At 61.5% G+C, this 26488-nt stretch carries 17 protein-coding genes, 1 tRNA gene and 5 pseudogenes; 14 read left to right on the forward strand and 9 right to left on the reverse strand.

Annotated features, from left to right (window positions below; genetic code table 11):
* Nucleotides 1-11 precede the first annotated feature (11 nt).
* On the forward strand, nucleotides 12-1346 hold the full coding sequence (locus tag OF380_RS14720) for an IS1182 family transposase (RefSeq protein ID WP_264045172.1): 1335 nt from the start codon (nucleotides 12-14) through the stop codon (nucleotides 1344-1346).
* 89 nt (nucleotides 1347-1435) lie between these two features.
* Here the strand turns inward: OF380_RS14720 and OF380_RS14725 are convergent, their stop codons facing one another.
* Nucleotides 1436-2506 (reverse strand): IS630 family transposase, encoded by a 1071-nt coding sequence (locus tag OF380_RS14725; RefSeq protein WP_264045187.1) that lies wholly within the window; start codon nucleotides 2504-2506, stop codon nucleotides 1436-1438.
* A 328-nt stretch (nucleotides 2507-2834) separates the two neighbouring features.
* Here OF380_RS14725 and galE point away from each other — a divergent pair, with 328 nt between their 5' ends.
* Complete coding sequence (gene galE / locus OF380_RS14730) at nucleotides 2835-3827, forward strand: UDP-glucose 4-epimerase GalE (protein ID WP_264045189.1); 993 nt, start codon at nucleotides 2835-2837, stop codon at nucleotides 3825-3827.
* A 65-nt stretch (nucleotides 3828-3892) separates the two neighbouring features.
* Here the strand turns inward: galE and OF380_RS14735 are convergent, their stop codons facing one another.
* On the reverse strand, nucleotides 3893-4729 hold the full coding sequence (locus OF380_RS14735; RefSeq protein WP_264045191.1) for an IS5 family transposase: 837 nt from the start codon (nucleotides 4727-4729) through the stop codon (nucleotides 3893-3895).
* Between the two features lie 74 nt (nucleotides 4730-4803).
* On the opposite strand from OF380_RS14735, the pseudogene OF380_RS14740 reads away from it, so the two are divergent.
* The 5 genes and pseudogenes from OF380_RS14740 to OF380_RS28810 all read left to right on the forward strand — a co-directional run.
* Nucleotides 4804-5430: pseudogene (locus OF380_RS14740) on the forward strand (integrase core domain-containing protein); the annotation flags it as partial.
* Between the two features lie 316 nt (nucleotides 5431-5746).
* The gene (locus tag OF380_RS14745) at nucleotides 5747-8251 is read left to right on the forward strand and encodes an Ig-like domain-containing protein (RefSeq protein ID WP_264045192.1); all 2505 of its coding nucleotides are present in this window, start codon (nucleotides 5747-5749) and stop codon (nucleotides 8249-8251) included.
* Between the two features lie 371 nt (nucleotides 8252-8622).
* Nucleotides 8623-9540 carry a beta-1,6-N-acetylglucosaminyltransferase gene (locus OF380_RS14750; RefSeq protein ID WP_264045193.1) on the forward strand — a complete coding sequence of 306 codons (918 nt, stop codon included), beginning with the start codon at nucleotides 8623-8625 and terminating at the stop codon, nucleotides 9538-9540.
* 256 nt (nucleotides 9541-9796) lie between these two features.
* Nucleotides 9797-10180: an IS1/IS1595 family N-terminal zinc-binding domain-containing protein gene (locus OF380_RS14755; protein ID WP_449817403.1), complete on the forward strand. Its 384-nt coding sequence runs from the start codon at nucleotides 9797-9799 to the stop codon at nucleotides 10178-10180.
* On the forward strand, nucleotides 10105-10416 hold the full coding sequence (locus OF380_RS28810) for an IS1 family transposase (RefSeq protein WP_404810463.1): 312 nt from the start codon (nucleotides 10105-10107) through the stop codon (nucleotides 10414-10416). The genes OF380_RS14755 and OF380_RS28810 overlap by 76 nt, the downstream gene beginning before the upstream one ends.
* A gap of 126 nt (nucleotides 10417-10542) precedes the next feature.
* Here the strand turns inward: OF380_RS28810 and OF380_RS14760 are convergent, their stop codons facing one another.
* Entirely contained in the window at nucleotides 10543-11877 is a 1335-nt protein-coding gene (locus tag OF380_RS14760; RefSeq protein WP_264045196.1) for an IS1182 family transposase, read from the reverse strand.
* Nucleotides 11878-12403: 526 nt separating this feature from the next.
* On the opposite strand from OF380_RS14760, the gene OF380_RS14765 reads away from it, so the two are divergent.
* The 3 genes and pseudogenes from OF380_RS14765 to OF380_RS14775 form a co-directional block, all read left to right on the forward strand.
* On the forward strand, nucleotides 12404-13744 hold the full coding sequence (locus OF380_RS14765) for a hypothetical protein (protein WP_264045198.1): 1341 nt from the start codon (nucleotides 12404-12406) through the stop codon (nucleotides 13742-13744).
* 169 nt (nucleotides 13745-13913) lie between these two features.
* Nucleotides 13914-14153: a hypothetical protein gene (locus OF380_RS14770; RefSeq protein ID WP_264045200.1), complete on the forward strand. Its 240-nt coding sequence runs from the start codon at nucleotides 13914-13916 to the stop codon at nucleotides 14151-14153.
* A 31-nt stretch (nucleotides 14154-14184) separates the two neighbouring features.
* Nucleotides 14185-14772 (forward strand): annotated as a pseudogene (locus OF380_RS14775) (IS630 family transposase); the annotation flags it as partial.
* Nucleotides 14773-14981: 209 nt separating this feature from the next.
* Here the strand turns inward: OF380_RS14775 and OF380_RS14780 are convergent.
* Nucleotides 14982-16007, reverse strand: a complete 1026-nt coding sequence (locus tag OF380_RS14780) for an IS110 family RNA-guided transposase (protein ID WP_264045202.1) — start codon at nucleotides 16005-16007, stop codon at nucleotides 14982-14984.
* 61 nt (nucleotides 16008-16068) lie between these two features.
* Here OF380_RS14780 and OF380_RS14785 point away from each other — a divergent pair.
* The 3 pseudogenes from OF380_RS14785 to OF380_RS14795 all read left to right on the forward strand — a co-directional run.
* Nucleotides 16069-16482, forward strand: a pseudogene (locus OF380_RS14785) (transposase); the annotation flags it as partial.
* Nucleotides 16483-16506: 24 nt separating this feature from the next.
* Nucleotides 16507-17371 (forward strand): annotated as a pseudogene (locus tag OF380_RS14790) (IS5 family transposase); the annotation flags it as partial.
* A 1631-nt stretch (nucleotides 17372-19002) separates the two neighbouring features.
* Nucleotides 19003-19344 (forward strand): annotated as a pseudogene (locus tag OF380_RS14795) (transposase); the annotation flags it as partial.
* A gap of 244 nt (nucleotides 19345-19588) precedes the next feature.
* Here the strand turns inward: OF380_RS14795 and OF380_RS14800 are convergent.
* From OF380_RS14800 to OF380_RS14815, 4 genes are all read right to left on the reverse strand, one after another.
* Nucleotides 19589-20617, reverse strand: coding sequence for an IS110 family RNA-guided transposase (locus OF380_RS14800; protein WP_264045170.1), 1029 nt, complete (start codon nucleotides 20615-20617; stop codon nucleotides 19589-19591).
* 118 nt (nucleotides 20618-20735) lie between these two features.
* Complete coding sequence (locus OF380_RS14805) at nucleotides 20736-22070, reverse strand: IS1182 family transposase (protein ID WP_264045172.1); 1335 nt, start codon at nucleotides 22068-22070, stop codon at nucleotides 20736-20738.
* Nucleotides 22071-22225: 155 nt separating this feature from the next.
* Nucleotides 22226-23548 carry an IS701 family transposase gene (locus tag OF380_RS14810; protein ID WP_264051337.1) on the reverse strand — a complete coding sequence of 441 codons (1323 nt, stop codon included), beginning with the start codon at nucleotides 23546-23548 and terminating at the stop codon, nucleotides 22226-22228.
* 113 nt (nucleotides 23549-23661) lie between these two features.
* Nucleotides 23662-23737 (reverse strand) — tRNA-Glu (locus tag OF380_RS14815).
* 159 nt (nucleotides 23738-23896) lie between these two features.
* Between OF380_RS14815 and rlmB the strand changes: the two genes are divergently transcribed.
* The gene (gene rlmB / locus OF380_RS14820; RefSeq protein ID WP_264045204.1) at nucleotides 23897-24724 is read left to right on the forward strand and encodes a 23S rRNA (guanosine(2251)-2'-O)-methyltransferase RlmB; all 828 of its coding nucleotides are present in this window, start codon (nucleotides 23897-23899) and stop codon (nucleotides 24722-24724) included.
* Nucleotides 24725-24730: 6 nt separating this feature from the next.
* Here the strand turns inward: rlmB and OF380_RS14825 are convergent, their stop codons facing one another.
* A complete protein-coding gene (locus OF380_RS14825) occupies nucleotides 24731-26278 on the reverse strand; it encodes a CYTH and CHAD domain-containing protein (protein WP_264045206.1) in 1548 nt (515 codons plus the stop codon).
* Between the last annotated feature and the right edge of the window lie 210 nt (nucleotides 26279-26488).

Raw genomic sequence — 26488 nt, forward strand, 5'->3', positions numbered from 1 at the left:
TCACTTGGCTCATGGCCAAGGTGTTTCGCGCGTGGGATGTTGATCAGGGTTGGCTTTTGCCGCCCTCGCTGCACGAGTTCGTGCCGCCCGGGCACATGGCACACTTCGTACGCGACACAGTGCGGGAAGCGCTCGACCTCTCGGCCATCCTCGGCACCTATAGTGAGGAGCGCGGCTACCCGCCCTACCATCCGGGTATGATGGTGGCGCTCCTTCTCTACGGCTACAGCCGCGGCCTGTACTCGTCGCGTCAACTCGCCAGGGCCTGCGAGGAGCGGGTCGACGTCATGGCGGTGACGGGCCTGAACCGGCCGGACTTCCGCACCATCGCCGACTTCCGCAAGCGCCACCTCGTGGCCTTGTCCGACCTGTTCGTGCAGGTTCTGCGCCTGTGTCGGGCCGCCGGTCTGGTGCAGTTCGCCCATGTGGCGGTGGACGGCACCAAGGTGAAGGCCAACGCCTCCCGTCATAAGGCGATGAGCTACGGACGCATGAAGACGGCCGAGCCCGCGCTGGCTGCCGAGGTCGACGCGTGGTTGGAGCGGGCGCGTGAGGCCGATGCGGCCGAGGATGAGGCTCAGGGCCCGGACCGGCGCGGGGACGAGACGCCGGACTGGATGGCCGACAAGCAGCGACGCCTGGAGACGATCCGCGCCGCTAAAGCCGCCCTGGAAGTGGAAGCGATCGACCCGCCCGACCCCGAGGACGAGAGCGGGCCGGGTGCATCCTCGGGCATGCGCTGGCAGGGGCGGCCCTTGCGCGGGGAGGACGGCGGTCCGCCCGACCGGGCGCAGCGCAACTTCACCGACCCAGACAGCCGCATCCTGCCGACCCGCGACGGGTTCGTGCAGGGCTACAACGGTCAGATCGCCGTCGATGCCGCGCATCAGATCATTGTGGCCCATCGCCTCGTGACGAACGCCTCCGATGCCCGCGCCCTCGTGCCCCTCATCGACGACGCCCGCGCTCATCTCGGGCGCAAGCCGTACGAGGTCTCGGGGGATTCCGGTTTTGCCAACGAGGCGAACCTGACCGCCCTGAAGCAGCGCCGGATCGCCGCTTATCTTGCTCCCGGTCGGGCCCGCCATAGCCAAGCGGATGCGGCCGGTCGTCGGACGCTGACGAAGACGCCCCTGATGCAGGCGATGGCCGCGCGCCTGAAACGGGCTGGCCGCCGCAGCCGCTATCGCCTCAGGAAGCAGGTCGTCGAGCCGGTGTTCGGGCAGATCAAGCAGGCCCGAGGCTTCCGCCAGTTCTTACTCCGGGGCCTCGATCAGGTCCGGGGCGAATGGGCGATGGTCTGCACCGCCCACAACCTTCTCAAGCTGGCAAAGGCAGGGCGATGAGCTCAAAGCCGACACACACCTCTGACCAGATCTCGACGCTCAAACCATCCCATAAACTCGTTACTCGGACGGGCTCCTAGTGCACTGACTCAGACGGATGGTTCAGGGGTTCGGTTGAGAGCGTCGAAGATGGCAGCGGCGGGTTTGGTCCAGACGAAGGGTCTGGGCCTTTGGTTGTGCTCGACGATGTAGCGTTTGATGGCCGCCTGCAGGTCGACGAGTCCGGTGAAGGTCCCGCGTCGCAACCGGCGGCGTGTGAGGGCGGAGAAGAAGCCCTCGACGGCGTTGAGCCATGAGGCCGATGTCGGGGTGAAGTGGAAAGTCCATCGCGGATGGCGGGCGAGCCAGGCGCGGACCTTCGGGTGCTTGTGGCTGCCGTAGTTGTCGAGCACCGCGTGGATCACCTTGCCCGCCGGCACGGCGGCCTCGACCGCGTTCAGGAAGCGGATGAACTCGCCATGGCGATGGCGCTGCATGCAGCGGCCGAGCACGGTGCCCTCCAAGACGTTCAAGGCGGCGAACAGGGTTGTGGTGCCGTGACGGCTGTAGTCATGGGTCTGGGCGGCGGGATGCTCTGGTCCGAGCGGCTGGTCGGGACGGGTGCGCTCCAGGGCCTGGATCTGGCTCTTCTCGTCGATGGAGAGCACGACCGCATGGGCGGGCGGATCCATGTAGAGGCCGACCACATCCTCGACCTTCTCGGCAAAGGCCGGATCGTGGGATCGTTTGAAGGTGCGAACCCGATGCGGTTGCAGGCGATGCGCCTGCCAGATCCGCTGCACGGAGCGCAACGAGATCCCGGTCTGCTGGGCGACGGCGCGCCCGGTCCAGTGGGTCACCTCGCCGGGGGGCTCCGAGCAGGTCAGCGCCAGCACCTTGGCCACCGTTCGGGTCGGATGGGGTGGGATGCCTGGCGGGCGGGTCCTGTCGCGCAGCAAGCCTTCGACGCCCTCCTCAGCAAAGCGCTGCTGCCAGCGCCAGACGGCGGGCCGACTGACACCGGCCTGCCGGGCCACGTCCTGTACGTTGAGACGCTCGGCCGAGAGCAGAACGATACGGGCCCGCAGGATGTGTTTGAGGGGCCGTGATCGATCCCCGGCGATCTCGGTCAGCTGTGACTGGGCGGTGTCATTGAGGAGCACGCAAACGGTCTGAGCCATCGCACAGACTCGCACACGTCACCCACCACGTGAATCCTCTGATCGCGTCAGTGCACTAGGTAACCGGTTTGAAGCGAGTGCCCAGGTCCGCAATAAGGAATACGGTCTTGCGAATCGCTTTCGGCAATTCGAATTCAGCTGTAAAAAGACACTCCAACGTCAGGTGTATCTAGGTGATCTACCACGTTCAGCCGCCATGCTATCCGTGATAACCCCCGAGCGCATGAGGCATAAACAATGTGATACATTCCTGATATAATTCCCAAGTAAGAGAAGGGCCGTCGAGTTTTTTTCGGCTCGCGCACACTATCATGGCAGAGGATACGAGATGGCGGTTTTGGTCACCGGCGGTGCAGGATATATCGGCAGCCACATGGTGCTCGCGCTCATTGATAGCGGGCATGATGATGTGGTGGTAATTGACAACCTATCGACCGGGTTTGACTGGGTACTACCGCCCGAGGTCACTCTCGTAGTCGGCGATATCAGCGACCAGACATTAGTCGCGGATGTAATCCGCCGCCACAAGGTCGACGCCCTGGCACATTTCGCCGCCCGCATCGTGGTTCCCGATTCAATGGCCGATCCGCTCGGTTACTACCTTGCCAACACGGTCAAGACCCGCGCCCTTATCGAGACGGCGATTAAGGAGGGCGTGAAACACTTCATCTTTTCCTCAACGGCGGCGGTCTACGGCGAGCCCGCGGTGGCGCCGGTACCAGAGGATCTCGTTACCGCACCGATAAACCCATACGGCCGCTCGAAGCTTATGAGCGAGTGGATGATCGTTGACGCCGCCAAGTCTCACGGCTTCAGCTACGTCATCCTGCGTTATTTCAATGTCGCCGGTGCCGATCCGCGGGGCAGGAGCGGGCAATCGACGCCGAACGCCACCCACCTCATCAAGGTCGCGACCCAGGCGGCGCTCGGACAACGCCAGCTACTCGAGGTCTTCGGCACCGACTACCCGACGCCGGACGGCTCATGCCTGCGCGACTACATCCAGGTTACGGACCTCGCCGATGCTCACCGACTCGCTCTCGACCACCTGCGGGCTGGCGGAGAGAATTTAATCCTAAACTGCGGCTACGGTCAAGGTTACTCGGTCCTGGAAGTGATCGAGGTCGTCAAACGCGTCTCAGGTGTTGACTTCCCGGTCAGACTCTCGCCCCGCCGTGCCGGTGATCCCGCTCGAATTGTCGCTAAGGCGGATCGTATCCGTAATCTCCTAGGTTGGCGTCCCAATTACGACGATCTCGACGGCATCGTCAAACAAGCCCTAGATTGGGAAGACGCGCTTTCAAAGCGGAATCTGCGTTAGCATACCTGGGGGCATCTGTTGAAGCATGGGCTCTCGGCTCGTCTCTTAGAGGCTGACTCAGAAGTTCATGATGGATAGCAGTACCTTGCGAGCCGTCGCGACATCATCCTGATGCTGGCGATCAGGGCCCAGGCGGTGGAGCTCGCGCTGGTTTTCTCCCAGTCCTTGGCAAGACGCCGGCAGCGGCCGAGCCAAGCGAAGGTTCGTTCAACCACCCACCGGCGCGGGAGAACTTCGAAGCCCTGAGCGGTGTCGGATCGCTTGATGATCTCAAGGGTCCAGACGCCTTGGCCGTGAAGTGCTGCGCGCAGCTTTTCGCCTGCGTACCCACCATCGGCGAAGATGTGGCGCAGCCACGGAAAGCGGTGAGGGATCGCCTTCAGCAGAGCTGGAGCTCCGTCGCGATCCTGCACGTCCGCCTCGTGAACGAGAACGAAGAGCATCAGCCCGAGCGTGTCAGTCACGATGTGACGCTTGCGGCCTTTGATCTTCTTGCCCGCGTCGTAGCCAGCAAGCCCTCCGCTCTCGGTCGTCTTCACACTCTGGCTGTCGATGACGCCGGCGGTGGGGCTGGCCTCACGTCCTTCGAGGTCTCGCGTGCTCAAGACCAGGATGTGGTTGATCGTGTCCCAGAGACGGCTGTCCCGCCACCGGTAGAAGTAGCCCTGCACCGTCGAACGTGGGGGAAAATCCTTGGGCAGCATGCGCCATTGGCAGCCGCCGGAGGCGATGTAGAGGATGGCGTCCATCACCGCTCGCAGGTCCGTCCTGCGTGGCCGTCCACCAGGCTTGGGTGGTGGCAGGAGCGGCGCGATCACACCCCATTCCAGATCCGTCATGTCGCTCGGATATCGGGCCGACTCACGTCTATGTTGGTGACGACTACGCGCGTCCCACGCCATCTCATCCTCCAGCTGCTTGTCGGCTGGAAGAAGCACAACCCGTTGAAACCACTCAAACCCTTTTGGGCCTGCCTCTCAGCACCGAACAGGGCAAGCTGCAGTTGTTCGTGGCCACCGACTGCACGAGCAAGTTTGCCTTCGTTCAACTGCACGGACGAGCAACGCAACGGATTGCGACAGCCTTTCTACACGATCTGGTCGCCGCCGTACCGTACACGATCTACACGGTGCTGAAGGATAATGGCATCCAGGTCGCCGACAATCATCCGGTTGACGAGGAGGTCGAGGCGAATGCGGCTGCCTATTGGGCAGCGCGCGAAGAGCCGCGCACTTACCGCTGGCACTCGTTCGATTGGGCGTGCGAGCAGACCATGATCGAGCATCGCCTGACCAAGCCGCGCGGCCCGTGGACGAACGGTCAAGTCGAGCGGATGAACCGCACCATCAAGGACGCCACGGTCAAGCGCTATCATTACGCCAGCCACGACGAGCTGAGCTACCACTTGCAGCTGTACGTGAATGCCTACAACTACGGCCGCCGGCTCAAGACCCTGCGCGGTCTCACGCCCTACGAGTTCGTCTGCCACACCTGGACGAAAGAGCCAGAACGCTTCAGGCTCGATCCGTCACACCACATGCTGGGACCAAACATCAGGCTCACTTCACGCAAAAGGAATTTATACTTACTGATGCAACTGTAACTCGATTGCAACGACCGCTGGCTTTGTTGCGCCGCAACGCTGTAGGGTCTGGTTTTCTCTGGACTGACAATTAATCTTCGTTTAGCGATCTCAGAGAACGATTTGCATTCTGCCGAAAATAGAGATTGAATACAGAACGAGAAATTCGCAAGTCAATCATAAAATATATGCTTTTTTCAGTATGGTTTTTAACTTTACGCTTGAACTCCGCGCTGTCAGTAGTCCGCCTTCGATAATTACCATTCCATCTCGATGTTGTGTGAAGGTGTTACGATGGCAGTGGTAAAGAAACGCGCAGTGAAATTTGGGATTTGGTATGACTCAACTTGGAGCTTATGTGGGAAATTCTCCGAAGGCTGTTCTTGCTTTCGAGGAGTGGCTTGATCGGCCGGTTGACTTTGTTCGTGCGCACACCGGACGCGGCAGCTGGTGGGACTATGACTCGAGCATCGGCTGGGTCGGCTCTCAGCTACAGGCCCTGAACAAGCCCATCAACTGGACCATTCCGATGTTCGCCTTCGGCGGCAACCTCGCCGAAGCTGCAAGCGGCGCCTATGACGACCACTACGTTAAGGCCGCCCAGAGCATCCTGAAGACCCGCAGCGTCGACGAAAAGATCTTTGTTCGCTTCGGCGAGGAGTTCAACGGCGGCTGGATGCCCTGGGCTGCCAAGGGCAAGGAAGGCGACTTCATCCAGACCTACCGCAACATGGTCGATGCCTTCCGCTCCGTCTCGGACAAGTTCGTCTTCGAGTGGAACGTGAATGTCGGCCACCAGGGCATGGACCCGGCCAAGGCCTACCCTGGTGACGCCTATGTCGACGTCATCGGCATGGACTTCTACCTCAACACAGCCTGGGACCCGAAGGACCCGCTCGCGGCCTGGGACTACATGGTCAAGCGGGACTACGGGCTGCAGTGGCTGGAGAGCTTTGCGGCTCAGCACGGCAAGCCTACGGCCTACGCCGAATGGGGCATCAAGGCCGACAATGCCGCCCCCTACATCACCAAGGCCGCCGAGTGGTTCCAGAGCCACAACGTGCTCTACCAGAGCTACTGGGACGACAACAACGAGATGCCGAGCAAGATCAGCGACGGCTCCAATCCCCAGAACGCTGCCGAAGCCGCTGCCTACAAGGCCGCGTTCGGAAAGGCTCCGGCCGAGACCGGCCCCAACACCGCGCCGGTGGCCACGTCCGACACCTACATCCTGGACGAGAACACCACGCTGAAGATCACGGCAGGGGGCGTCCTCGCCAACGACCGTGACGCCGATGGCGATGCGCTCTCGGCCATGCTCGTGACCCAGCCCACCAACGGTAAGCTGACGCTGAACCCGAATGGCTCCTTCAGCTACACGCCGGACCCGAACTTCAGCGGCACCGACAGCTTCACCTACGTGGCCCGCGACGCCAAGGTCGGCAGCACCCCGACCAAGGTGACGCTGAACGTGCTGGAAACAGACGACGCGGCGGTCTCGGGCACGCCCTTGACCTGGGCGGTCGGTACGGCCGGCAACGATGTCATGACCGGCAACACCAGCAACAACAGCCTCGATGGCTCCACCGGAACCGACACCTTGACGGGCAAGGGCGGCGACGACACCTACGTGGTTGACCGGGCTGAAGACCGGGTCATTGAGGCCTCTGGCGAGGGCATCGACACCGTCAAGAGCTACGCCATCACCGGCTACGCACTCTCGGCCAACGTCGAGAACCTCATGCTCATGAACGGCAACCAGTTTGGAACCGGTAATGCCTTGAGCAACGGCATCGCGGGCTCGGCTGGCAACAACGTGCTCAACGGCAAGGCGGGCAACGACTGGCTCACGGGTGGCGCGGGCTCCGACACCTTCGTGTTCGAGCGTGGTACCGGTCACGACACCATCCGCGACTTCGTCACTAGTGGCACGGGGCAGGATGTGGTCAAGCTTGTCGGCTTCGACTACGCCTCCTTCGCTCAACTTCGGAGCGCGATGAGCCAGGATGGCGCCGATACGTTGCTCAAGCTCTCCGATGGCAGCAGCGTCACCTTCCTCAACCACAAGGTCAGCGACTTCACTGCCGGAGATCTTGGTTTTACAGCGTCCGCACCTACTTCGCCGACCTTGCCGGAACAGCCCTCAACGCCGAACCAGCCCGAAGTTCCAGCCTCTCCGACACAACCTAGCGAGCCGGCATCGCCAGAACTACCGGTTTTCCGCCCTGAGAGGCCAGCGGAGTCAGATCGTCCTGTGACCTGGAGGATGGGAACAAACAGCAACGAAACGATGATCGGCACCTCGGCTAACAACGTACTTAAAGGTGGTGGCGGCGAGGATGCGCTGAAAGGTGGTAAGGGTGACGATACCTACGACGTCGACAACGCCGGCGATATCGTGGTGGAGAAGGGAGGTGAAGGTATCGATACGGTCGAGGCTTGGATCTCGCATACGCTCTCGGCTAACGTTGAGAACCTCATGCTTCTGGGACAAGACCTGACTGGCACGGGCAACGGACTTGCCAATCTGATCGTCGGCGGCGAGGGAAATGACGTGCTCAATGGCAAGGCCGGTAACGACTGGCTCACCGGCAGCAGGGGTGCCGACACCTTTGTGTTCGAAAAGGGTACGGATCACGATGTAATCACTGATTTCGTCATCGACGGCTTCACGCACGATGTGGTCGACCTTACCAGCTTTGGCTATTCTGATTTCAGCCAGGTGCAGGCGTTGCTGTCTCAGTCGGGCTCTGACACGCTGCTGAGCCTCCCGGACGGAAGTCACGTCACTTACCTCAACCACTTCGTTAGCCAGTTTACGGCAGGCAACTTCGTACTGTGACGAACCGCTCCTTACCAGACGTCGCAGCCAGCCCCTGCCCTACACCCCAGCGTCACTGCTGGGGGACTTGCTGCGCAGAAAAAAGACGGGACGTAACTGAAGCGATTACTGATTTTAACCCTGTAATTCTGGATTTATCAGTATGCACAACTTGAAATTTCATACATCTGACATATCAGTCAAGATAAACCGATCTATATCAAATCTTAGGTAACGCCAATGTATGACTAAAGTTTGTTAATACTTATTAGGTCTGCAAACAAGATAGCTATATCTTTCTCGTGCGCCAGCTGTAAAATTCTAAATAATATCGTTTCGCGCATTCATTGCATTCTATATAAGGCTAAATATATTCATGCCGAGCGGGTCCGATGGTCGATATAATAAAACTCAAATATAATTCGTTGTGTGAAATGCCCTTAGCTTTTATCGTGCTTGCGCACGATGATTGGAATCATCTAAAAAAGCTCGTACAAGTACTGTCGGCAAATGAATCCGATACCGTTATAGTTCATATTGATAAGCGCGCGCGTCAAATCGATTGTGAAAGAATTAATGACTTGCTCTCGAATAAAAACGTGTTTCTTTGTAAGCGGCAAAGCTGTCACTGGGGGGACTTCAGTCTAGTCTCCGCCACGTTGAATGGAATACAGACTCTCATTCACACCGGCCGCGAATTCCAATACACAAGTCTTGTTAGCGGGCATGATTATCCAACGCAAAGCATCGACAATCTCAAACAATATCTCCTCCAAAATCAGGGAAAAGAGTTCATTGAGAGCTATGAAATGAGCAAAGAAAACTGGACCGTCGATGGGTTGTATGAAAATCGCTATAGGTACTACTTTACGAAATTTTCAATCGTAAAAAGCAAACATAAACTAACCATGATTGCCGCTAAATTAAATAGCTTGTTTAAGATAAATCGTAGTATTCCTTACGGGTTGAAAGCTTATAGTGGTTCTCAGTGGTGGACTATTACAAAAAAAGCGGTGTATTTGCTAAATAGGCGCGCTAACGAAAAATCAATAACGCGCTTCTTTGAAACTACACTAATTCCAGATGAGATGTTTTTTCAAACTTTGATCAATAATTCCGAACTTGCCGACAAAGTTGTAAGAAACAATTTGCGTTATATATCTTGGAACAAGATGGGTCGGCCACGATGGTTGACAAATGAAAGCTTCGATGATCTCAGAAATCCGATGCATTTTTTTGCGAGGAAAATAGCAAGTGATAATAACAAAGGACTTGTGAAGCGCTTAGATGACATAATGGGATATCGATGAATTAGAGTTTGCTGAAGAGAAAATCATATTATAATTTATTAGTTGCTTGTTTGATCTCTTGTTCTATGAGCGTTCTCAAAGCTGGGCCGTGTAATTGCTTGAGCCAGGCGATGGCAGCGGCAAGAGATACGACGCTCATGAAGCTGACGGCGGTCCTCTCCCGTCGGGCAGTAATTACGCGCCATTCCTTGGAGGGTTTTAGGGCCGCATAGATGACCTACCTTCTGGACCCTTGGGGTCTGTCAGGAGGTCGACCATGGGGCTGCGGTGCAAGCGGTGCGGGAGCGAGGGCCAGGTCAAGAACGGGCTGATGCGCTCCAAGCAGCGGTATCGGTGCAAAGCCTGCGGCCTGAACTTCACCGACACGCCCGCCCGCGGCAAGCCGCTGGTCATGAAAGCCACTGCGGTTCTGCTCTATGTCAGCGGCTTGTCGATGAACCGCACCGCCAAGTTGCTTGGTGTTTCGACACCCACGATCCAAGCCTGGCTGGAGCAGTTCGCGGCCGCCTACGCGCAGAAGCCCGAGCCGGAAGGCCGGGCGGTGGTGATCGAGCTTGATGAGATGTGGCACTATCTCAAAAAAAGTCCGAACCGCTCTGGATTTGGAAAGTTTGGGATCGTGCTTCAGGGCAGCTCGTAGACTGGGAGTGTGGCGGTCGTGACAAGGCCACCTGCGAACGCCTGATCGAGCCGCTCACGCGCTGGCGCACCCGGCTCTACTGCACAGACGATTACGCCGTCTATGACGTGCTCCTGCCCGTCGGGCAGCGCTATGCCGGCAAGGACGAAACTCACGGCGTCGAGCGGGACAACGCGCGTCCCGCGGCACTGGCTGGCCCGCTTCCGACGTCGCTCCATCGTGGTCTCGAAAACTAAGCGGATGGTGGACGTCAGCCTCGCACTATTCGCCCGCTTCGCCGGGAACAGCAGGATCAGCGACCTCCTATCTATGCTCGCCTAAGACCCTCGAGATCCGGACGGGCGTTATCGTGGGCTTTAGGCTCAGCGCCCGGCCTTGGCCAGCTTCAGGAGGTTGTGGGCGGTGCAGATCATCGCCCATTCGCCGCGGACCTGATCGAGCGCGCGGAGCAGGAACTGTCGGAAGCCCCGGGCCTGCTTGATCTGTCCGAACACTGGCTCGACGACCTGCTTTCTGAGGCGGTAGCGGCTCCGGCGGCCAGCCCGCTTCAGCCGCTCGGCCATCGCACGCATCAGGAGCGTCTTCGTCAGCGTACGACGACCGGCCGCATCCGCCTCGCCGTGACGCTCCCGCCCCGGGGCAAGATAGGCGGTGATCCCCCGCTGCTTCAGCGCAGCCAGGTTCGGCTCGTTGGCAAAGCCTGCATCGCCTGAGACCTCGCACGGTTTGCACCCGAGATGAACGCGGACGTTATCGATGAGCTTCACGAGGGCGCGGGCGTCAGCTGCGTTCGTCACCAGGCGGTGCGCCACGATGATCTGATGCGCGGCATCGACCGCGATCGGGCCGTTGTAGCCCTGCACGAACCCGTCGCGGGTCGGCAGGATGCGGCTGTCTGGGTCGGTGAAGTTGCGCTGCGCCCGGTCGGGCGGACCGCCGTCCTCCCCGCGCAAGGGCCGCCCCTGCCAGCGCATGCCCGAGGATGCACCCGGCCCGCTCTCGTCCTCGGGGTCGGGCGGGTCGATCGCTTCCACTTCCAGGGCGGCTTTAGCGGCGCGGATCGTCTCCAGGCGTCGCTGCTTGTCGGCCATCCAGTCCGGCGTCTCGTCCCCGCGCCGGTCCGGGCCCTGAGCCTCATCCTCGGCCGCATCGGCCTCACGCGCCCGCTCCAACCACGCGTCGACCTCGGCAGCCAGCGCGGGCTCGGCCGTCTTCATGCGTCCGTAGCTCATCGCCTTATGACGGGAGGCGTTGGCCTTCACCTTGGTGCCGTCCACCGCCACATGGGCGAACTGCACCAGACCGGCGGCCCGACACAGGCGCAGAACCTGCACGAACAGGTCGGACAAGGCCACGAGGTGGCGCTTGCGGAAGTCGGCGATGGTGCGGAAGTCCGGCCGGTTCAGGCCCGTCACCGCCATGACGTCGACCCGCTCCTCGCAGGCCCTGGCGAGTTGACGCGACGAGTACAGGCCGCGGCTGTAGCCGTAGAGAAGGAGCGCCACCATCATACCCGGATGGTAGGGCGGGTAGCCGCGCTCCTCACTATAGGTGCCGAGGATGGCCGAGAGGTCGAGCGCTTCCCGCACTGTGTCGCGTACGAAGTGTGCCATGTGCCCGGGCGGCACGAACTCGTGCAGCGAGGGCGGCAAAAGCCAACCCTGATCAACATCCCACGCGCGAAACACCTTGGCCATGAGCCAAGTGAATCACCCTCCCGCCTCGCCGTCGAGAGGATCACTCGGACGGGCTCCTAGCGAGGCTACGGTTCCGGCGGGCAAGATCGTTCACGCGTTCCTGGACAACTACGCCGCCCACAAGCATACAAAGGTCCGCGATTGGGTCGATCGCCACCCGCGATGAACCGTGCACATCACCCCGACCTTAGCCTCTTGGCTCAATGCCGTCGCTGGTGTCTTAGCCAAGTTGGCAAAAAGCGGGCCAACGGGGAATAAACAGATCGAGGATCGAGGTGAAGGCTGCCAGTGAGCGCTTCATCGCTGAGAGCTACCGCGACCCAAAACCCTTCCTCTGGACCGCCGACCTCCATCGCATGACCAAATCTACCAAGCCCGGGCTCCAGGTGTTTTGTTTGCGACACCAGCTCGGGGTTAGGCGGAAACCACTCGTAAAGAAACGAACGCCCTGTACACTGCCCCCATCAAATGTTGTGAACGTACCCTACAGACAAAATCCTAGATCTATGCATCTCATTGCGATAGCGTGTATTTGGCACGTGGCAGGATGATTTTTTGTGGGTACCTCAGATCGCTAAGCCCGAAGTTTTCTCCGCTTGAACAGGAGCGCACCATCTTCGATTCATCAAATCAACCTAATGGAAAGACTCAAAGCCGATCAACTAGTGGGGGGCAGGGTTACACCCTATGTGTCCTATTAATTCTGGCTGCGACTTTGCTGCAGAAAGTTGCGGTACCGGGCACAGGGGGAGCTTTATCAATAACCACAGTTATTTTGCCGTTGCTCGCCTTTATAGCTTGGTGCCGAAGCGTTCTCATCATCGATATTTACGCATTTTTTGGCTTAGTCGCCTTTCTAACCTCATCCAGCATATCACTTTATCTTAACGGCAGCGTCAACAAAATTTCCCTATCCAGTGTCGCACTTTTTACATTTGTACAGTCATCATTAATATTTCGTCGGTTGCCTTATGACACAGGTTTTATCAAAGCAACGTCGTTTTATCGCGACTGGATGTTTATTCTTTCAATGGGCGGCATATTGCAGTATACTATTCAGTATGTAGTTCCGTCAAGTATAGCCTTTCCGATTGATCATTATCTCCCAGATGAACTAAAAGTCACTGTTTATAATAACCTGAATCCTCTATTTTATGGTTCAGAAATAATCAAAACTAACGGAATATTCTTCGCGGAACCATCGTTTTTTAGCCAATTTGTTGGAATTGCATTGATATATGAGTTAGCTACTACTCAAAGAATGATCAGAATTTTCGTCTTCTTAACGGCGCTTCTATGCAGCTTCTCTGGGACCGGCATCATCCTAGTCGCGTTTTTTGGGACCTACCAAGTTCTGAAAAGGCTAAAATTCGAGGTTGTCGTTGCCGGCGTAGCATTAGCATTGATAGTAGGCGTGCTTGGTAGCATGCTACAGATTAATGCTCTCACTGAGCGGGTCAATGAATTCAGTACACCGAACTCGAGTGGTCACGCTCGATTTATTTCAATCTTTGGACTACTCGACGCCGTTACATTTACAAATCTCACGCTAGCGTTTTTTGGAACCGGACCAGGAACAATCAGCTCATATTTTCTTTATCTACCATACCTCGTGTTCGATCCGACCTGGGGTAAGATTTTGTTTGAATACGGGATTATTGGATTGCTATGCTACTTGTATTACTTTTTTGTTGGGATTAGAGGTAGAGAGAATGCAGTCAGGGGACCACTTGTAATGTCATTCTTTTTACTGGGCGGATACTTTCTGGATGGGACAATATTGACGTTGGTGGCCGTATTACTTGTGTTTCAGAATCCGCCAAAGGTTTATCTAGTTACAAAATCTAGGGCAGACCGTGCTATGTAGACGGGGATTTTGCGCTGGCATACGTTGCGTGGCATTAATCCGGGAATTCTTTGTAAAGCAGGTAAATATCGCAATCTGGAGCATCATCCGAGCGGACACCTCGAAGCACCCCCTTCTGTGTTGGGCGGTGTAGTGATTCCCTGATGTTGTCGGCGTTGGGGAGGCTCGGATGGGTCAGCCAGCGTTCTTCGATCTGGATGAGCACTATCAGCGCTTGTCGGATAACGGCGATCCGTTGGTGAAGTTCGCGGCGCTGATCGACATCGAGGCTTTCCGACTGAAGTTGGCGACCGCACTGAAGCGGTCCGATGGGTCGAAGGGTGCCCGCCCGCCCTACGATCCGGTGCTAGAGCGTTTTCGGGCTGCGCTGAATCGGGCAGGTGGGGTTCACGCGAAGCTGTTGGGCTGATTCACTGATCGCTTTTGAGAAGGAGCGAAGCATGGGTCGACCCTACAGCCAGGACCTGCGCGAGCGCATGGTTAAGGCCGCGGCAACGACTTCGCGCCGCCAGGCGGCCGCGCGCTTTGGGGTCGGCATCGCGACCTCGATCCGCTGGATGGCCGCGCTCACGACGACCGGGACGGTGGCCGCTCGTCCGCAAGGACGGGCGCGCCGCTCGAAGCTCGATCCGCACGAGGCGTTCTTGCGTGGCCTGATCGACGCGAAGGACGACATCACCCTTGAGGAGATGCGCGCCCGGCTCTGGGACGAGCACGATCTCACGGTCGGTCTGGGCACCCTATGGAGCTTCCTCGACGCACGCGATCTCACCTACAAAAGAAGACAGCTCACGCCGCCGAGCAGGAACGCCCGGAGGTGAAAACGGCGCGCGAGACCTGATTCGAGGGCCAACCCGATCTCGACCCTGCGCGCCTGGTTTTCCTCGACGAGACCTGGACCTCCACCAACATGGCCCGCACCCGTGGGCGTTCCCCGCGCGGCGAGCGGCTGCGCTCGCCCATCCCCGCACGGTCATGTGTGGACGCCCCTTCGGGTGCAAGCAAAATCTCTGGACGGGTGCGGTGCGTGATCGGGTGCTGCCATGTGTCGGGCCTCTGATGCGGCGGGTTACATGCCGCGGGCCCGTATGGGAGTACGAGAGTCGGGACCACATCACTACAGCGCGCTCGAAGCGCTCCCCGTGCGCCTGGTTCTCCCAACTCCGTCTCACCGACGTTGCGCCATACCTGTCCGTCGACCTCCTCACGCCCTCCGACAGCCTCGCGTCCGCCCCGCCTACGCGGTGACGGCCGGAGCTCGGTAGATCCCACCCTTCGTCAGAAGGGCCCACGCGATGCGCGCGTTCTTGTTCGCCACAGCTACGATGACCAGCATCGGCGGCTTGCGAGCGAGCATTTGGCCGAGCCATGAGTCGGCCGGCACGCCCTTGCGCTTGGCCCAGCGTACCACCGCGCTGGCCGCGATGATGAGCAGGCGTCTCAGCGTCCGCTCGCCCATGCGCGAGGTGCGACCCAGGCGCTCTTTGCCGCCGGTCGAGCGCTGCACCGGTGTCAGCCCGACCCAGGCGGCGAAGTCGCGGCCCGAACGGAACGTCTCAACGGGCGGGGCCAGGGCCTCGATGGCAGTGGCGATCAGCGGACCGATGCCCGGCACGCTCATCAGCCGCCGTGCCGTATCGTCGGCCTTCGCGCGCGTGGCGATCTCAGCATCCAGGGTTGCGGTCTGCTCCTGCAGATGGCGGAGCGCACAGACGAGAACGGCGAGGCTGGCGCGGGCGGCTGGAGGAATGTCCGAAGCGGGATCCTCGATCTGCGCGATCAACCGCTCGATATGGGCGGGCCCCTGCGCCGCGATCAGGCCGTACTCGGCAAGATGGCCGCGGATCGCGTTGATGAGCTGGGTGCGCTGGCCGACCAGCACGTCGCGGGTCCGGAAGATCACCGCGGAGGCCTGCTTGGCTTCGCTCTTCACGGCAACGAAGCGCATGGTCGGACGCTGCGCGGCCTCGCAGATCGCCTCGGCATCGGCCGCGTCGTTCTTCTGCCGCTTGACGAAGGGCTTCACGTAGGCAGGCGCGATCAGCTTGACCGTGTGACCGAGCTTGCCGATCTCGCGGCCCCAGTGATGCGCACCGGGGCAGGCCTCCATCGCCACGAGGCAGGGCGGTTGAGCAGCAAAGAAGGCCAGCACCTGCTCCCGCCGCAGCTTCTTGCGGAAGATCGGCGCACCGGCAGCGTTCGCGCCGTGCGCCTGGAAGACTTTCTTGGCCAGATCCAGGCCGATGATGCTAACCTCTGTCACGGACGCCTCCCTCGGGTGGTTGACAACACCACCAATCTGGCACGTCGATGCCGTCGGGGGGCGTCCACCCCATCACTGGAAGACCACGACCCTGGTAGCTGGCCTGCGCCTGTCCGGGATCGCCGCCCCGTTCGTGCTCGATGGGCCGATCAACCTCGACGCCTTTCAGGCCTATGTCGATCAGGTTCTGGTGCCCGAACTCGCCCCCGGCGACATCGTCGTCATGGACAACCTCGGAAGCCACAAGGGGCCCGCCGTGCGTGCCGCCATCGCGGCAGCCGGCGCGCGGCTCTTGTTCCTCACGCCCTACTCGCCCGACTTCAACCCCATCGAGATGGCGTTCTCGAAGCTGAAGGCGCTCCTGCGCAAAGCGGCCGAGCGAACCGTCGAGGGATTGTGGTCGGCCATCGGACGCCTCGTCGACACCGTCACGCCAGGCGAGTGCGCAAACTTCTTCGCCGCAGCAGGATACTAACCAGATCAAACCGAAAATGCTCTAATGTTCAAAATCCTGATCCTGCAGACGCTCTACACGCTGTCGGACGACGCCACCGAGTTCCAGATCCGGGACAGGCTCTCGTTCATGCGCTTCCTCGGCCTCGGCTTCGAGGATGCGGTGCCGGACTCAAAGACAGTGTGGCTATTCCAGGAACAGCTGACCCGGGCCTGCGCGATCGACGCGCTGTTTGCTGCCTTCGACGCCTGGCTGAAGGGCAATGGTAATCTCGCGATGTCGGGGCAGATCATCGACGCTTCGATCATCGCGGCTCCACGTCAGCGCAACACCGATGCGGAGAAGGCGGCTCTCAGGGAGGGCAAGATCCCTGACGCGTGGGCGGCCAAACCGAAGAAGCTCGCGCAGAAGGACCGCGATGCCCGCTGGACCCTAAAGCGGGCCAAGGCGCGGCCCGCAAAGGCGGACGGCACCAAGGCCAAGGTTGAGATCGCGATCCCGGTGTTCGGGTACAAGACGCATGTCTCGATCGACCGCAAGCACGGGTTTGTCCGCCGCTTCACCGTCACCAGCGCGGCCGCTCACGACGGGACGCAACTGGCCAACGTCCTCGACGCGGCCAGCACGGCGAGCGAGGTCTCTCGCCGATACCGCCTACCGCTCGAAGACCAACGAGGCTCAGCTGGCCAAGCATGGCCGGCGCTCGAAGATCCACTTCCGGCGACAGCCCGGCCACGACCTGACGCCGGCGCAGCGCGAGGCCAACCGCGCCCGCTCCAAGGTCCGCTCGGCGGTCGAGACGGTATTTGCCGGCCACAAGCACCGCTTTGGCCTGTTCGTGCGCACCATCGGCCTGGCTCGAGCCCGGACCAAGATTGGGCTCACCAACCTCGCCTACAACCTCAAGCGCTTCCTCTGGCTCGAAGCCCGGCCGGTGGCGGCCCGAGGGATGGTCGGGGCGGACCCTATGCCCCCTCACCACCACTGCCAGACTGCCAGAACGCCAGTCCGAGGACGCCGAAGCTCCGGGCGGGGTCAATCAGACGGTCAAACCCCGCCATTGCACGGTTCTTCGAGGTGTTCGCTTGCCAGAGCAACGCAAATGCTTGCGTGCGTCCTAGACAACGTTAAACCATCCCGGGACGCTGGGTGGGCAGCTTTTGGTGATATGGAACGTCACCATCAAGGGGCAAAACTCGGTCAACACCTGCCGGTCTGGTTCGCAATACCGTAGGATTGAACCCAGGAGAAACTTAGCGCCGATATTGACAATGTTTGCTATACAATAAACGTTGGATTTTCAAAGTATAAATATATGCATCAACAAAACCGCCAACTGTATCAATCGTGGAATGATGTAGTTAGTAAATATCCATCGAGATTGCATTTAAACCAGGACCTATCGCAGCCTCATCACGAACGCCCTCAATAGTTCTTTTACTAAGTTCCGACATACGAATCCTACGCTTAAAATTTGAGCTGACTTGGTGATGCCGCTCTTTGCGAATCCTGGCCACATGTTGCTGAGTATGATGCCGACGGAGTGAGGCGTAGCGGACGTCAGGCCTCACAGCATATACCGTGGGTTGAGAAATTTTGTATACAATCGCAGTAGAAGGTGGACGTGGCACAGCCGCAAGAACGGCTATGGGGTCCGTCAGTACGGATCGTGAAGCCGCTTTTTCGGACCCGCAGCCAGAACAGACTGATCCGCTCAGGCGGTTCCACGATGCCTTATCGGCCGCCCGCAACTCCTGAAAGCCTCGGGCCGACGGTGGGAGAGCTCCCGTCAGTGAGGTCACAATGCCCGTGAGGAACGCAGCAGTTATTGCGATATTGAACTTCATTCCGTCTCTGCTCCGGCCTGCTCACACCTGGCTGTTATGGCGGCTTAACGGTGATTGCGCCAGCACTTTTAAACGCTAATCGCCGGGCAGCCAACAACTACGCTGGAGGCGTAATGAGCTGCAAACCAAATTAAGCCCCAGGGGCTGACGCTCGGTAAGACTGCAGTTCCACACGAAAATAACCATTTTCATACACACAAGGGACGGCACTGCACAGAAAAAAACTTGTAAGTTTGACGCACGAATTTGTTAGAAGAGTCGTTAGGTCAATTCTACCGAACGCACATCCTAAACTCGATTGTTGTCCCATAGCCGGCGGTCGAGCTTACCTAACTGGTCCTTGGCGAACAAAACTGTATGCGGGCTTTGCGAAGAGCCACTCACTTCGTCTAATTCGATTTCCTCTACACGGCACGTGAGCACAGCACGGAAACGGCTGACCTGCTGCTCGCAGATAGAGATCTCGGATATAGTGAACATGGAATTTGTGCGAACCGGGCACATATCCTAGAACTAGTTCCAGTTGTCTTCGAAGGGGTCGTAAGACTCGATAATTTCTACTTGAATCCCGATCTTCTGAGCCCTGAGCTTGAGCCGCGCTGCTTCCAGGTGAGGCAAAAAGACGCCGCCGCGTTACGAGCCTTAGAGCGCCTAACAGAACGGCATGGAGTTGGAAGTTCTGCGTTGGTTTGGCATGGCCAGACCGCTTCTCCCCGATGATCTCTGGGATGAGATCGCTCCGCTCCTCCCGCCGCCTCGGCCCCGTCCGAAGGGCGGGCTTCGTCCCATTGAGAACCGGGCCGCACTGACGGGCATCCTGTTCGTGCTGCGCTCGGGCCTGCCGTGGGAGATGCTGCCGGTCGAGATGGGCTGCGGCTCCGGCATGAGTTGCTGGCGGCGGCTGCGGGATTGGCAAGCGGCGGGCGTGTGGAGCCGTCTGCATCACGTGTTGCTGGAGCGTCTGTACGCGGCCGGGCAGATCGACTGGAGCCAGGCTTGCCTGGACAGCGCATCTGTCCCAGCCAAAACGTATGGCCCGCCCCGTCCGCAAGTGGCTGATGATCCGCTGGTCTGAGCAGTCTGCATAAACGTATCCGGCCTTTCGGCGATGCCGTTGGCCAAGATGGAGATCCGCGCGTCCTGGTCCTCATAAAGGGGGCGGCGTCGAGCGCCATTTTACGCCAGAGGCTTCCAGAACACCGATCGACTGTCAGGCCATCTTCCTCTCGCCGCTCGCAGACATGGTGAGGCCGACGAAGGCTTCGCCGACCAAGCTCGGTTCAGGCAGCCACCGCCGCCGGCTCATAGACGCGTTTGTGGCGCAGCAGCGCCCAGACGGTCCGAGCCATCTTGGCTGCTAGCGCAACGACGGCGGTGTTGGCGTGCGCCCGCGCCAGCAGGCCCCGGAGCCATTGGCCGATCCGCGTATCGCTTTTGCGAAGGGTCGGCATCGCCGCCCGTGCACCCTGGATCAGCATCTTGCGCAGGTACTTGCTGCCGCGCTTGGTGATGCCGACGAGTTTGGGTCGTCCGCCAGTCGTGACTTGCCGCGGCACGAGGCCGAGCCAGGCCGCCAGATCACGCCCGCGGGCGAAGGTGGCCACGTCACCGATCGCCGCAATCAGCGCTGTGGCGTTGAGTGCACCGATGCCCGGGATGGTGGTGAGCCGGCGAGCACTCTCGTCGGTCCGGGCCTGTTCGGCGAACTCGCCATCGAGCGTTGCGATGCGTTCGTCGAGGGACTGCCAACGTTCCCGCACGTCGGCCACGAGGCTGCGCATTCGTGGCGTGATGTCCGCGGCGGTGTCGGGATCGAGCAGGGTGTTCAGCCTGGCGGCAAGCTTGGCACGTTCTTGCGGGACGATGTGGCCACGCTCCAGCAGGATGGCCCGGATCTGGTTCATCAAGGCCGTGCGTTCGCCCACGAGCTGGTCGCGCACCCGGTGCAGAGTCTGCATGTCGAGCTGCGCTTCCGACTTCAGCGCGACGAACCGCATAGTCGGACGCGTCGCAGCCTCTGCGATCGCCTCGGCGTCACGGTCGTCGTTCTTCTGGGCCTTGACGTAGGGGCGCACGTATTCCGGCGACATCAGCCGGATGGTGTGGCCTTGAGCGGCGAGCGCCCGGCCCATGTGATGCGCGCCACAGCACGCCTCCATGGCGATGATGCAAGGTGGAAGCGTCGCGCCAAAGGTCATCACCGTCTCGCGTCGCATCCGGCGTCGCAGGACGACCCGACCGGTCGCATCCTGCCCGACCACACTGCAGCTGTTCTTGCCCAGATCGATCCCGAGTATCGCAATGGCCATCGGTCCGCTCCATCCCTCGTGTGAGCCACACTGCAAACCTAGGAGCCCGTCCGAGTAACGAGTTTATGGGATGGTTTGAGCGTCGAGATCTGGTCAGAGGTGTGTGTCGGCTTTGAGCTCATCGCCCTGCCTTTGCCAGCTTGAGAAGGTTGTGGGCGGTGCAGACCATCGCCCATTCGCCCCGGACCTGATCGAGGCCCCGGAGTAAGAACTGGCGGAAGCCTCGGGCCTGCTTGATCTGCCCGAACACCGGCTCGACGACCTGCTTCCTGAGGCGATAGCGGCTGCGGCGGCCAGCCCGTTTCAGGCGCGCGGCCATCGCCTGCATCAGGGGCGTCTTCGTCAGCGTCCGACGACCGGCCGCATCCGCTTGGCTATGGCGGGCCCGACCGGGAGCAAGATAAGCGGCGATCCGGCGCTGCTTCAGGGCGGTCAGGTTCGCCTCGTTGGCAAAACCGGAATCCCCCGAGACCTCGTACGGCTTGCGCCCGAGATGAGCGCGGGCGTCGTCGATGAGGGGCACGAGGGCGCGGGCATCGGAGGCGTTCGTCACGAGGCGATGGGCCACAATGATCTGATGCGCGGCATCGACGGCGATCTGACCGTTGTAGCCCTGCACGAACCCGTCGCGGGTCGGCAGGATGCGGCTGTCTGGGTCGGTGAAGTTGCGCTGCGCCCGGTCGGGCGGACCGCCGTCCTCCCCGCGCAAGGGCCGCCCCTGCCAGCGCATGCCCGAGGATGCACCCGGCCCGCTCTCGTCCTCGGGGTCGGGCGGGTCGATCGCTTCCACTTCCAGGGCGGCTTTAGCGGCGCGGATCGTCTCCAGGCGTCGCTGCTTGTCGGCCATCCAGTCCGGCGTCTCGTCCCCGCGCCGGTCCGGGCCCTGAGCCTCATCCTCGGCCGCATCGGCCTCACGCGCCCGCTCCAACCACGCGTCGACCTCGGCAGCCAGCGCGGGCTCGGCCGTCTTCATGCGTCCGTAGCTCATCGCCTTATGACGGGAGGCGTTGGCCTTCACCTTGGTGCCGTCCACCGCCACATGGGCGAACTGCACCAGACCGGCGGCCCGACACAGGCGCAGAACCTGCACGAACAGGTCGGACAAGGCCACGAGGTGGCGCTTGCGGAAGTCGGCGATGGTGCGGAAGTCCGGCCGGTTCAGGCCCGTCACCGCCATGACGTCGACCCGCTCCTCGCAGGCCCTGGCGAGTTGACGCGACGAGTACAGGCCGCGGCTGTAGCCGTAGAGAAGGAGCGCCACCATCATACCCGGATGGTAGGGCGGGTAGCCGCGCTCCTCACTATAGGTGCCGAGGATGGCCGAGAGGTCGAGCGCTTCCCGCACTGTGTCGCGTACGAAGTGTGCCATGTGCCCGGGCGGCACGAACTCGTGCAGCGAGGGCGGCAAAAGCCAACCCTGATCAACATCCCACGCGCGAAACACCTTGGCCATGAGCCAAGTGAATCACCCTCCCGCCTCGCCGTCGAGAGGATCACTCGGACGGGCTCCTAGTACTACTGTGTCACAAATTTTGTTGGCAGCAAGGACATCGTTGCAGGGTTTGCGTGAGTGCCCGTGCCAGCCGTAGGCGCAGGGTCGCGATGGAGTCAGGCACGTGTCGCTCGGGCCGGATCGGGAGCACCACGGGGTTTGTAACCGGCGGGTATGGCAAGCGCTTGCCGCTCGATGATCTCTGGTCCTGAGGGGGGAAAACGGCCTCGCTCGGAGACCGGGAACCCGTAGTCCGCGATGCACAAGCTGGCGTGATGATGGAAGCCGCGCCAGCTTCGCCCCTCGTAGTGGCCGAGCCCGATTTCCTGTTTGAGTTCCTGGTAGTCCCGCTCGATGCGCCAGCGCAGTTTCGTCCGGCTGACCAACTCGGCCAGGGGCGTCTCTGGCGGCAGGGTCGAGAGCCAGTACTTGGTCGGCGCATCCTCGCCCTCCGGCCACTCGATCAGGAACCACTCCTCGGGACGCGGCTCGTGTCGCAGTTCATCCCGATGTGCCGGGCGCGCCCGCACGGCCGCAAAGCGCGAGGTCAGTAGACCGTTCGTGCCAACGCGCCACGTGATCCGCTGCCAGGCAGTCTCCGGCAGAGACCGGGCCAGCGTCTCCGCCGAGAGTGGCTTGTGCTCGAGGCTCCGTCGTACCCGGGTGGGTGGGCGCCCGCGTCCGCTCCAGGGTTTAGGCGGCAGCGGTGCGGATCCTGGGGCCCACAGGCTCGTCGAGGACTGAACGCCCAGACTGTAGCGCAAGCCCAAAGCCGTCAGCGCCGTACGGAAGGCCGTGTCGATCCCGTATCCGGCATCAGCCAGAACCAGGCCGGCCGGCACCCCATCGGCCAAGGCCGCCCGGATCTGATCCAGCGCAATCTCTGGCTTGGTCCGGAAGCCGATCTCCTCGGGCACGGCGGCCTTGCCGCGCCGCTCGGCATCCAAGGCCCAGGCTTCCGGCAGGTAGAGGCGATAGGCCACCGGCAGGCTGGCCTGGGCGTTGGCCACAGAGAGCGTCACGGCGATCTGGCAGTTGTCCTGTTTGCCGATCTGGCCGCAGTATTGCCGTCCCACTCCAACTGAATGGCGGCCCTTCTTGGGAAAGCCCGTATCATCGACGATCCAGGCCTGGATCGGGCCCTGGCTTTCGATCGTAGGAAGAACCTCGCTGCGGACTCGGGCCAGCAAAGCGCTGTCCGACCATTCGCCCTTGGCCACGAAGTGATGCAGCGCCTGATGGGTGGCTTGGACACGCGCCGGCGCGATCCGGGCCGCCATCGGCTCGATGCTCTTGCGAGCACCCGGCAGGAGGAGGCCCGTGCAGTAGGCCTTCAGCGGCGCAATCCGATCGGCATGGCCGAGGACGCCTGACAAAGCCTCCAGATATCTTGCAAAACGAAGCTGGTCAGCAGCCAGCGGGGAGTTCAAGCGATCCATGCCTCGCTCCATCACGAGATCGAGTCACCAACTCTACACCCAAACTTTATGACACAGTAGTACTAGGCACCGAGTTGAAGAAAATCAGCCTGCGTGAGAGCTTAGGGTTAGCGTGGCGCGCCCTACGGGAATCGAACCCGTGTTTTCGCCGTGAAAGGGCGACGTCCTGGACCGCTAGACGAAGGGCGCTGCTGCGGCGAGGGGTTCTATATGCGGCTTCGGGCGCTGGGGCAACGGGGATTCGCCGTTGAGTTTGCCGCTTGACGAATTCGGCGGCACTGGGTTTGTCGGAGGCTTCATCGGTGGGCCCGTGCAATCGCCGGCCGCCGGACAGCGGACCTGTGATCCATGACGACGCGACGCGACGGCCCTCCGAGCCCGAGGACGACGAAGCCCGGCTTTTCACGGGGGTCCTTCCGGCGCGGACCGCCGCAGAAGCAGCGTGGGGCGGCGAGCGTGGCAGCGGCCTCGGGCGATCATGTGGTGCTGTACGGCTGGCACCCCGTGGCGCAGGCGCTGGCCAACGAGGGGCGCAAGCTTCACAGGCTGCTCGCAACTGAGAATGCGATGGCACGGCTCGCCGAGGAGATCGGCCCCCTTCGCATCGATCCCGAAATGGTGCGTCCCAGTGCCATCAATGCGCTGCTCGGGCCGGACGCGGTCCACCAGGGTCTGTACCTCGAGGCCGATCCATTGCCGGGCCCGGATCTCGACGACCTTTCCGACGACGTGCTGCTGCTCGCCCTGGATCAGATCACCGATCCGCACAACGTCGGCGCCATCGTGCGCACCGCGGCCGCCTTCGGGGTCGCGGGTATCATCACCACCGCTCGCCACTCGCCCGTCGCCACCGGCGTGCTTGCGAAATCCGCCTCGGGCGGCTTGGAGCACGTGCCCCTGATCGTGGTGCGCAATCTCTCGGACGCCCTGGTCGATCTCGGCAAGCGCGGCTTCACCCGGATCGGCCTGGATTCCGATGCGGAGACGGACCTCGACAGCATCGGCCCGAAGCGCCCGGCGGTGATCGTGCTGGGCGCCGAGGGCAAGGGCTTGCGCCAGCGCACCCGCGACAATTGCGATGTGCTGGCCCGCATCCCCTTCAGCGGTGAGATCCGCAGCATCAACGTCTCGAACGCCGCGGCCATCACCCTCTACGCCCTCAGCCCCCGGGGCTGAGGCGCCTCAGCGCCAGAACGGCTCGACGTCGAGGAGGCCGCTGTGGGCCTCGGCGGCCGCCTTGAGCAGCTTGCGCGAATTCGCCTCGTTGTCGCCGGCGGCCAGTCCGGCGGCGAACAGGGTCTCGCCGGGCACCGGGGGCCGGTCCGGCGCGATCATCAGGCTGGCCAGCACCGAATGGGCGGTCGCCTGGTCGTTCAGCGCACCGAGGTGGTCCTGGAGGTCCGAGAGCGCGGACACGAAGGCCTTGTGGCGCTTGTGGGACTTCTTGTCCGCATAGAGGCTCGCGAAGAACTCGGCGCCGTAGCGCAGCTTCTTCGCCTCGATCCGCACCCGGTGGCGGGCCTCCGGGTCGAGGCGGTCGAGGTGACGGCCGCGCTTGCGGATGCGCTTGCGTGCCCGGTCGAGCACATCCTCGGCGAAATCCCGGGCGGCACGGTCACGCTCCGGTGCCCCCGACGCCTTGCGCCAGTCCCCCGTTTCCAGCCAACTCGCGAGGTCGAGGACGAGGCTCCGCCACTCCTGCGATTCCAGGGTCGCGAGCGCGGCGTCGTAGGCACGGGCCCGTTCCGCCTCCAGGCGCGCGCTGAGATCGTCGATACCGGGCTCGTCCGGACGCATGGCGATCTCGGCCGGCAGCGTTTCCGAGAGGAAGACGTCGAGGTTGCGTGCGTGTCCGAAGGGTTCGGTGACGCGCTTGATCTCCTCGCGCAGATGCGCGGCGGCCGGGTCCGCCGCCAGCACTGGTTTGAAGAGGGTCAGGGCCGAGCGCAGGCGGCGTAGGGCCACCCGCAACTGGTGCAAGCCCTCCGGATCGCGGGTGTGGAGGAACACGTCCTCGTTGAGCCGCAGGTGCCCGAGGCAGGCCTGCGCGATGGTGCGAAAAGCCGTGCCGGCGCTGTCGTCCTGCCCGAGGCGGACCGCGCCCGCCTTGCTCGGGCGCCGCAGCGTGCCGTCGATCAGGCGGAACCCGCGCGCGCTCTTGCTCATGGCTCCGAGGCGCAGGGGCACCGTCTCGCCGAGGGCCTGCGCCAGGGTGAAGAGATCCTCCGGTGATCCTTCCCGCAGCTCGAGTTCCAGTTCCCAGAGCGGGGTATCGCCGTTCGGCGTCTCGATCCGGCCCTGGTCGAGGGCGACCTCGATGCGGGAAGCGCCGTAACCGATGTGGCGGGTCCGGCGCTCGACGACCGTCGCGAAGACCGGGCGCAGGGTCGGATCGGACACTGCTTCGAGGATCGCTGGCACCGGGGTTCCGGACAGTTGCGCGAGATCGGGCTGCTCGCCCGTGACCGGGCCTTCCCATTCGGAGCGGTCGAACAGACCCACACCCGCGGCCGACGCCTTGACCGTCTGCACGTAGGCCTCACCGTCCCGGCGTACACGCAGGGTCAGTCCCTTCGCCCGGAGGTCACCTTCGGGGGTGTCGTAGTAGGTCGAGGTCAGGAGAGCCGTCTGCTCGGGCGTCGCGGTCTGCAGGAACGGGTGCCGGGCGAGTTCGGCGAGGTCGCCGCCCCCGCATTGCAGCTTCAGTTCGATTTCCCGTGGCGCGTCCATGGATCGTCCTATCTTCGGCCTCGCTCCATCGCCGTCGATGGAGCGCTCCGCCCCTGCATCCGAGCACAAGCCGGACGGGGCGCAACCGTTCCGTACGGAATCGGCCGCATTTCCCTATCATATGCGGCGATCTCAAGCGGCGGCGCGACCGAAATCGAAGCGAATGTCGTTCGCCGGCGGCCCGATGTGGTGTAGCGGAAGGTTCCGGCC

The organism is Methylobacterium sp. FF17 (assembly GCF_025813715.1).
Taxonomy (GTDB): Bacteria; Pseudomonadota; Alphaproteobacteria; order Rhizobiales; family Beijerinckiaceae; genus Methylobacterium; species Methylobacterium flocculans.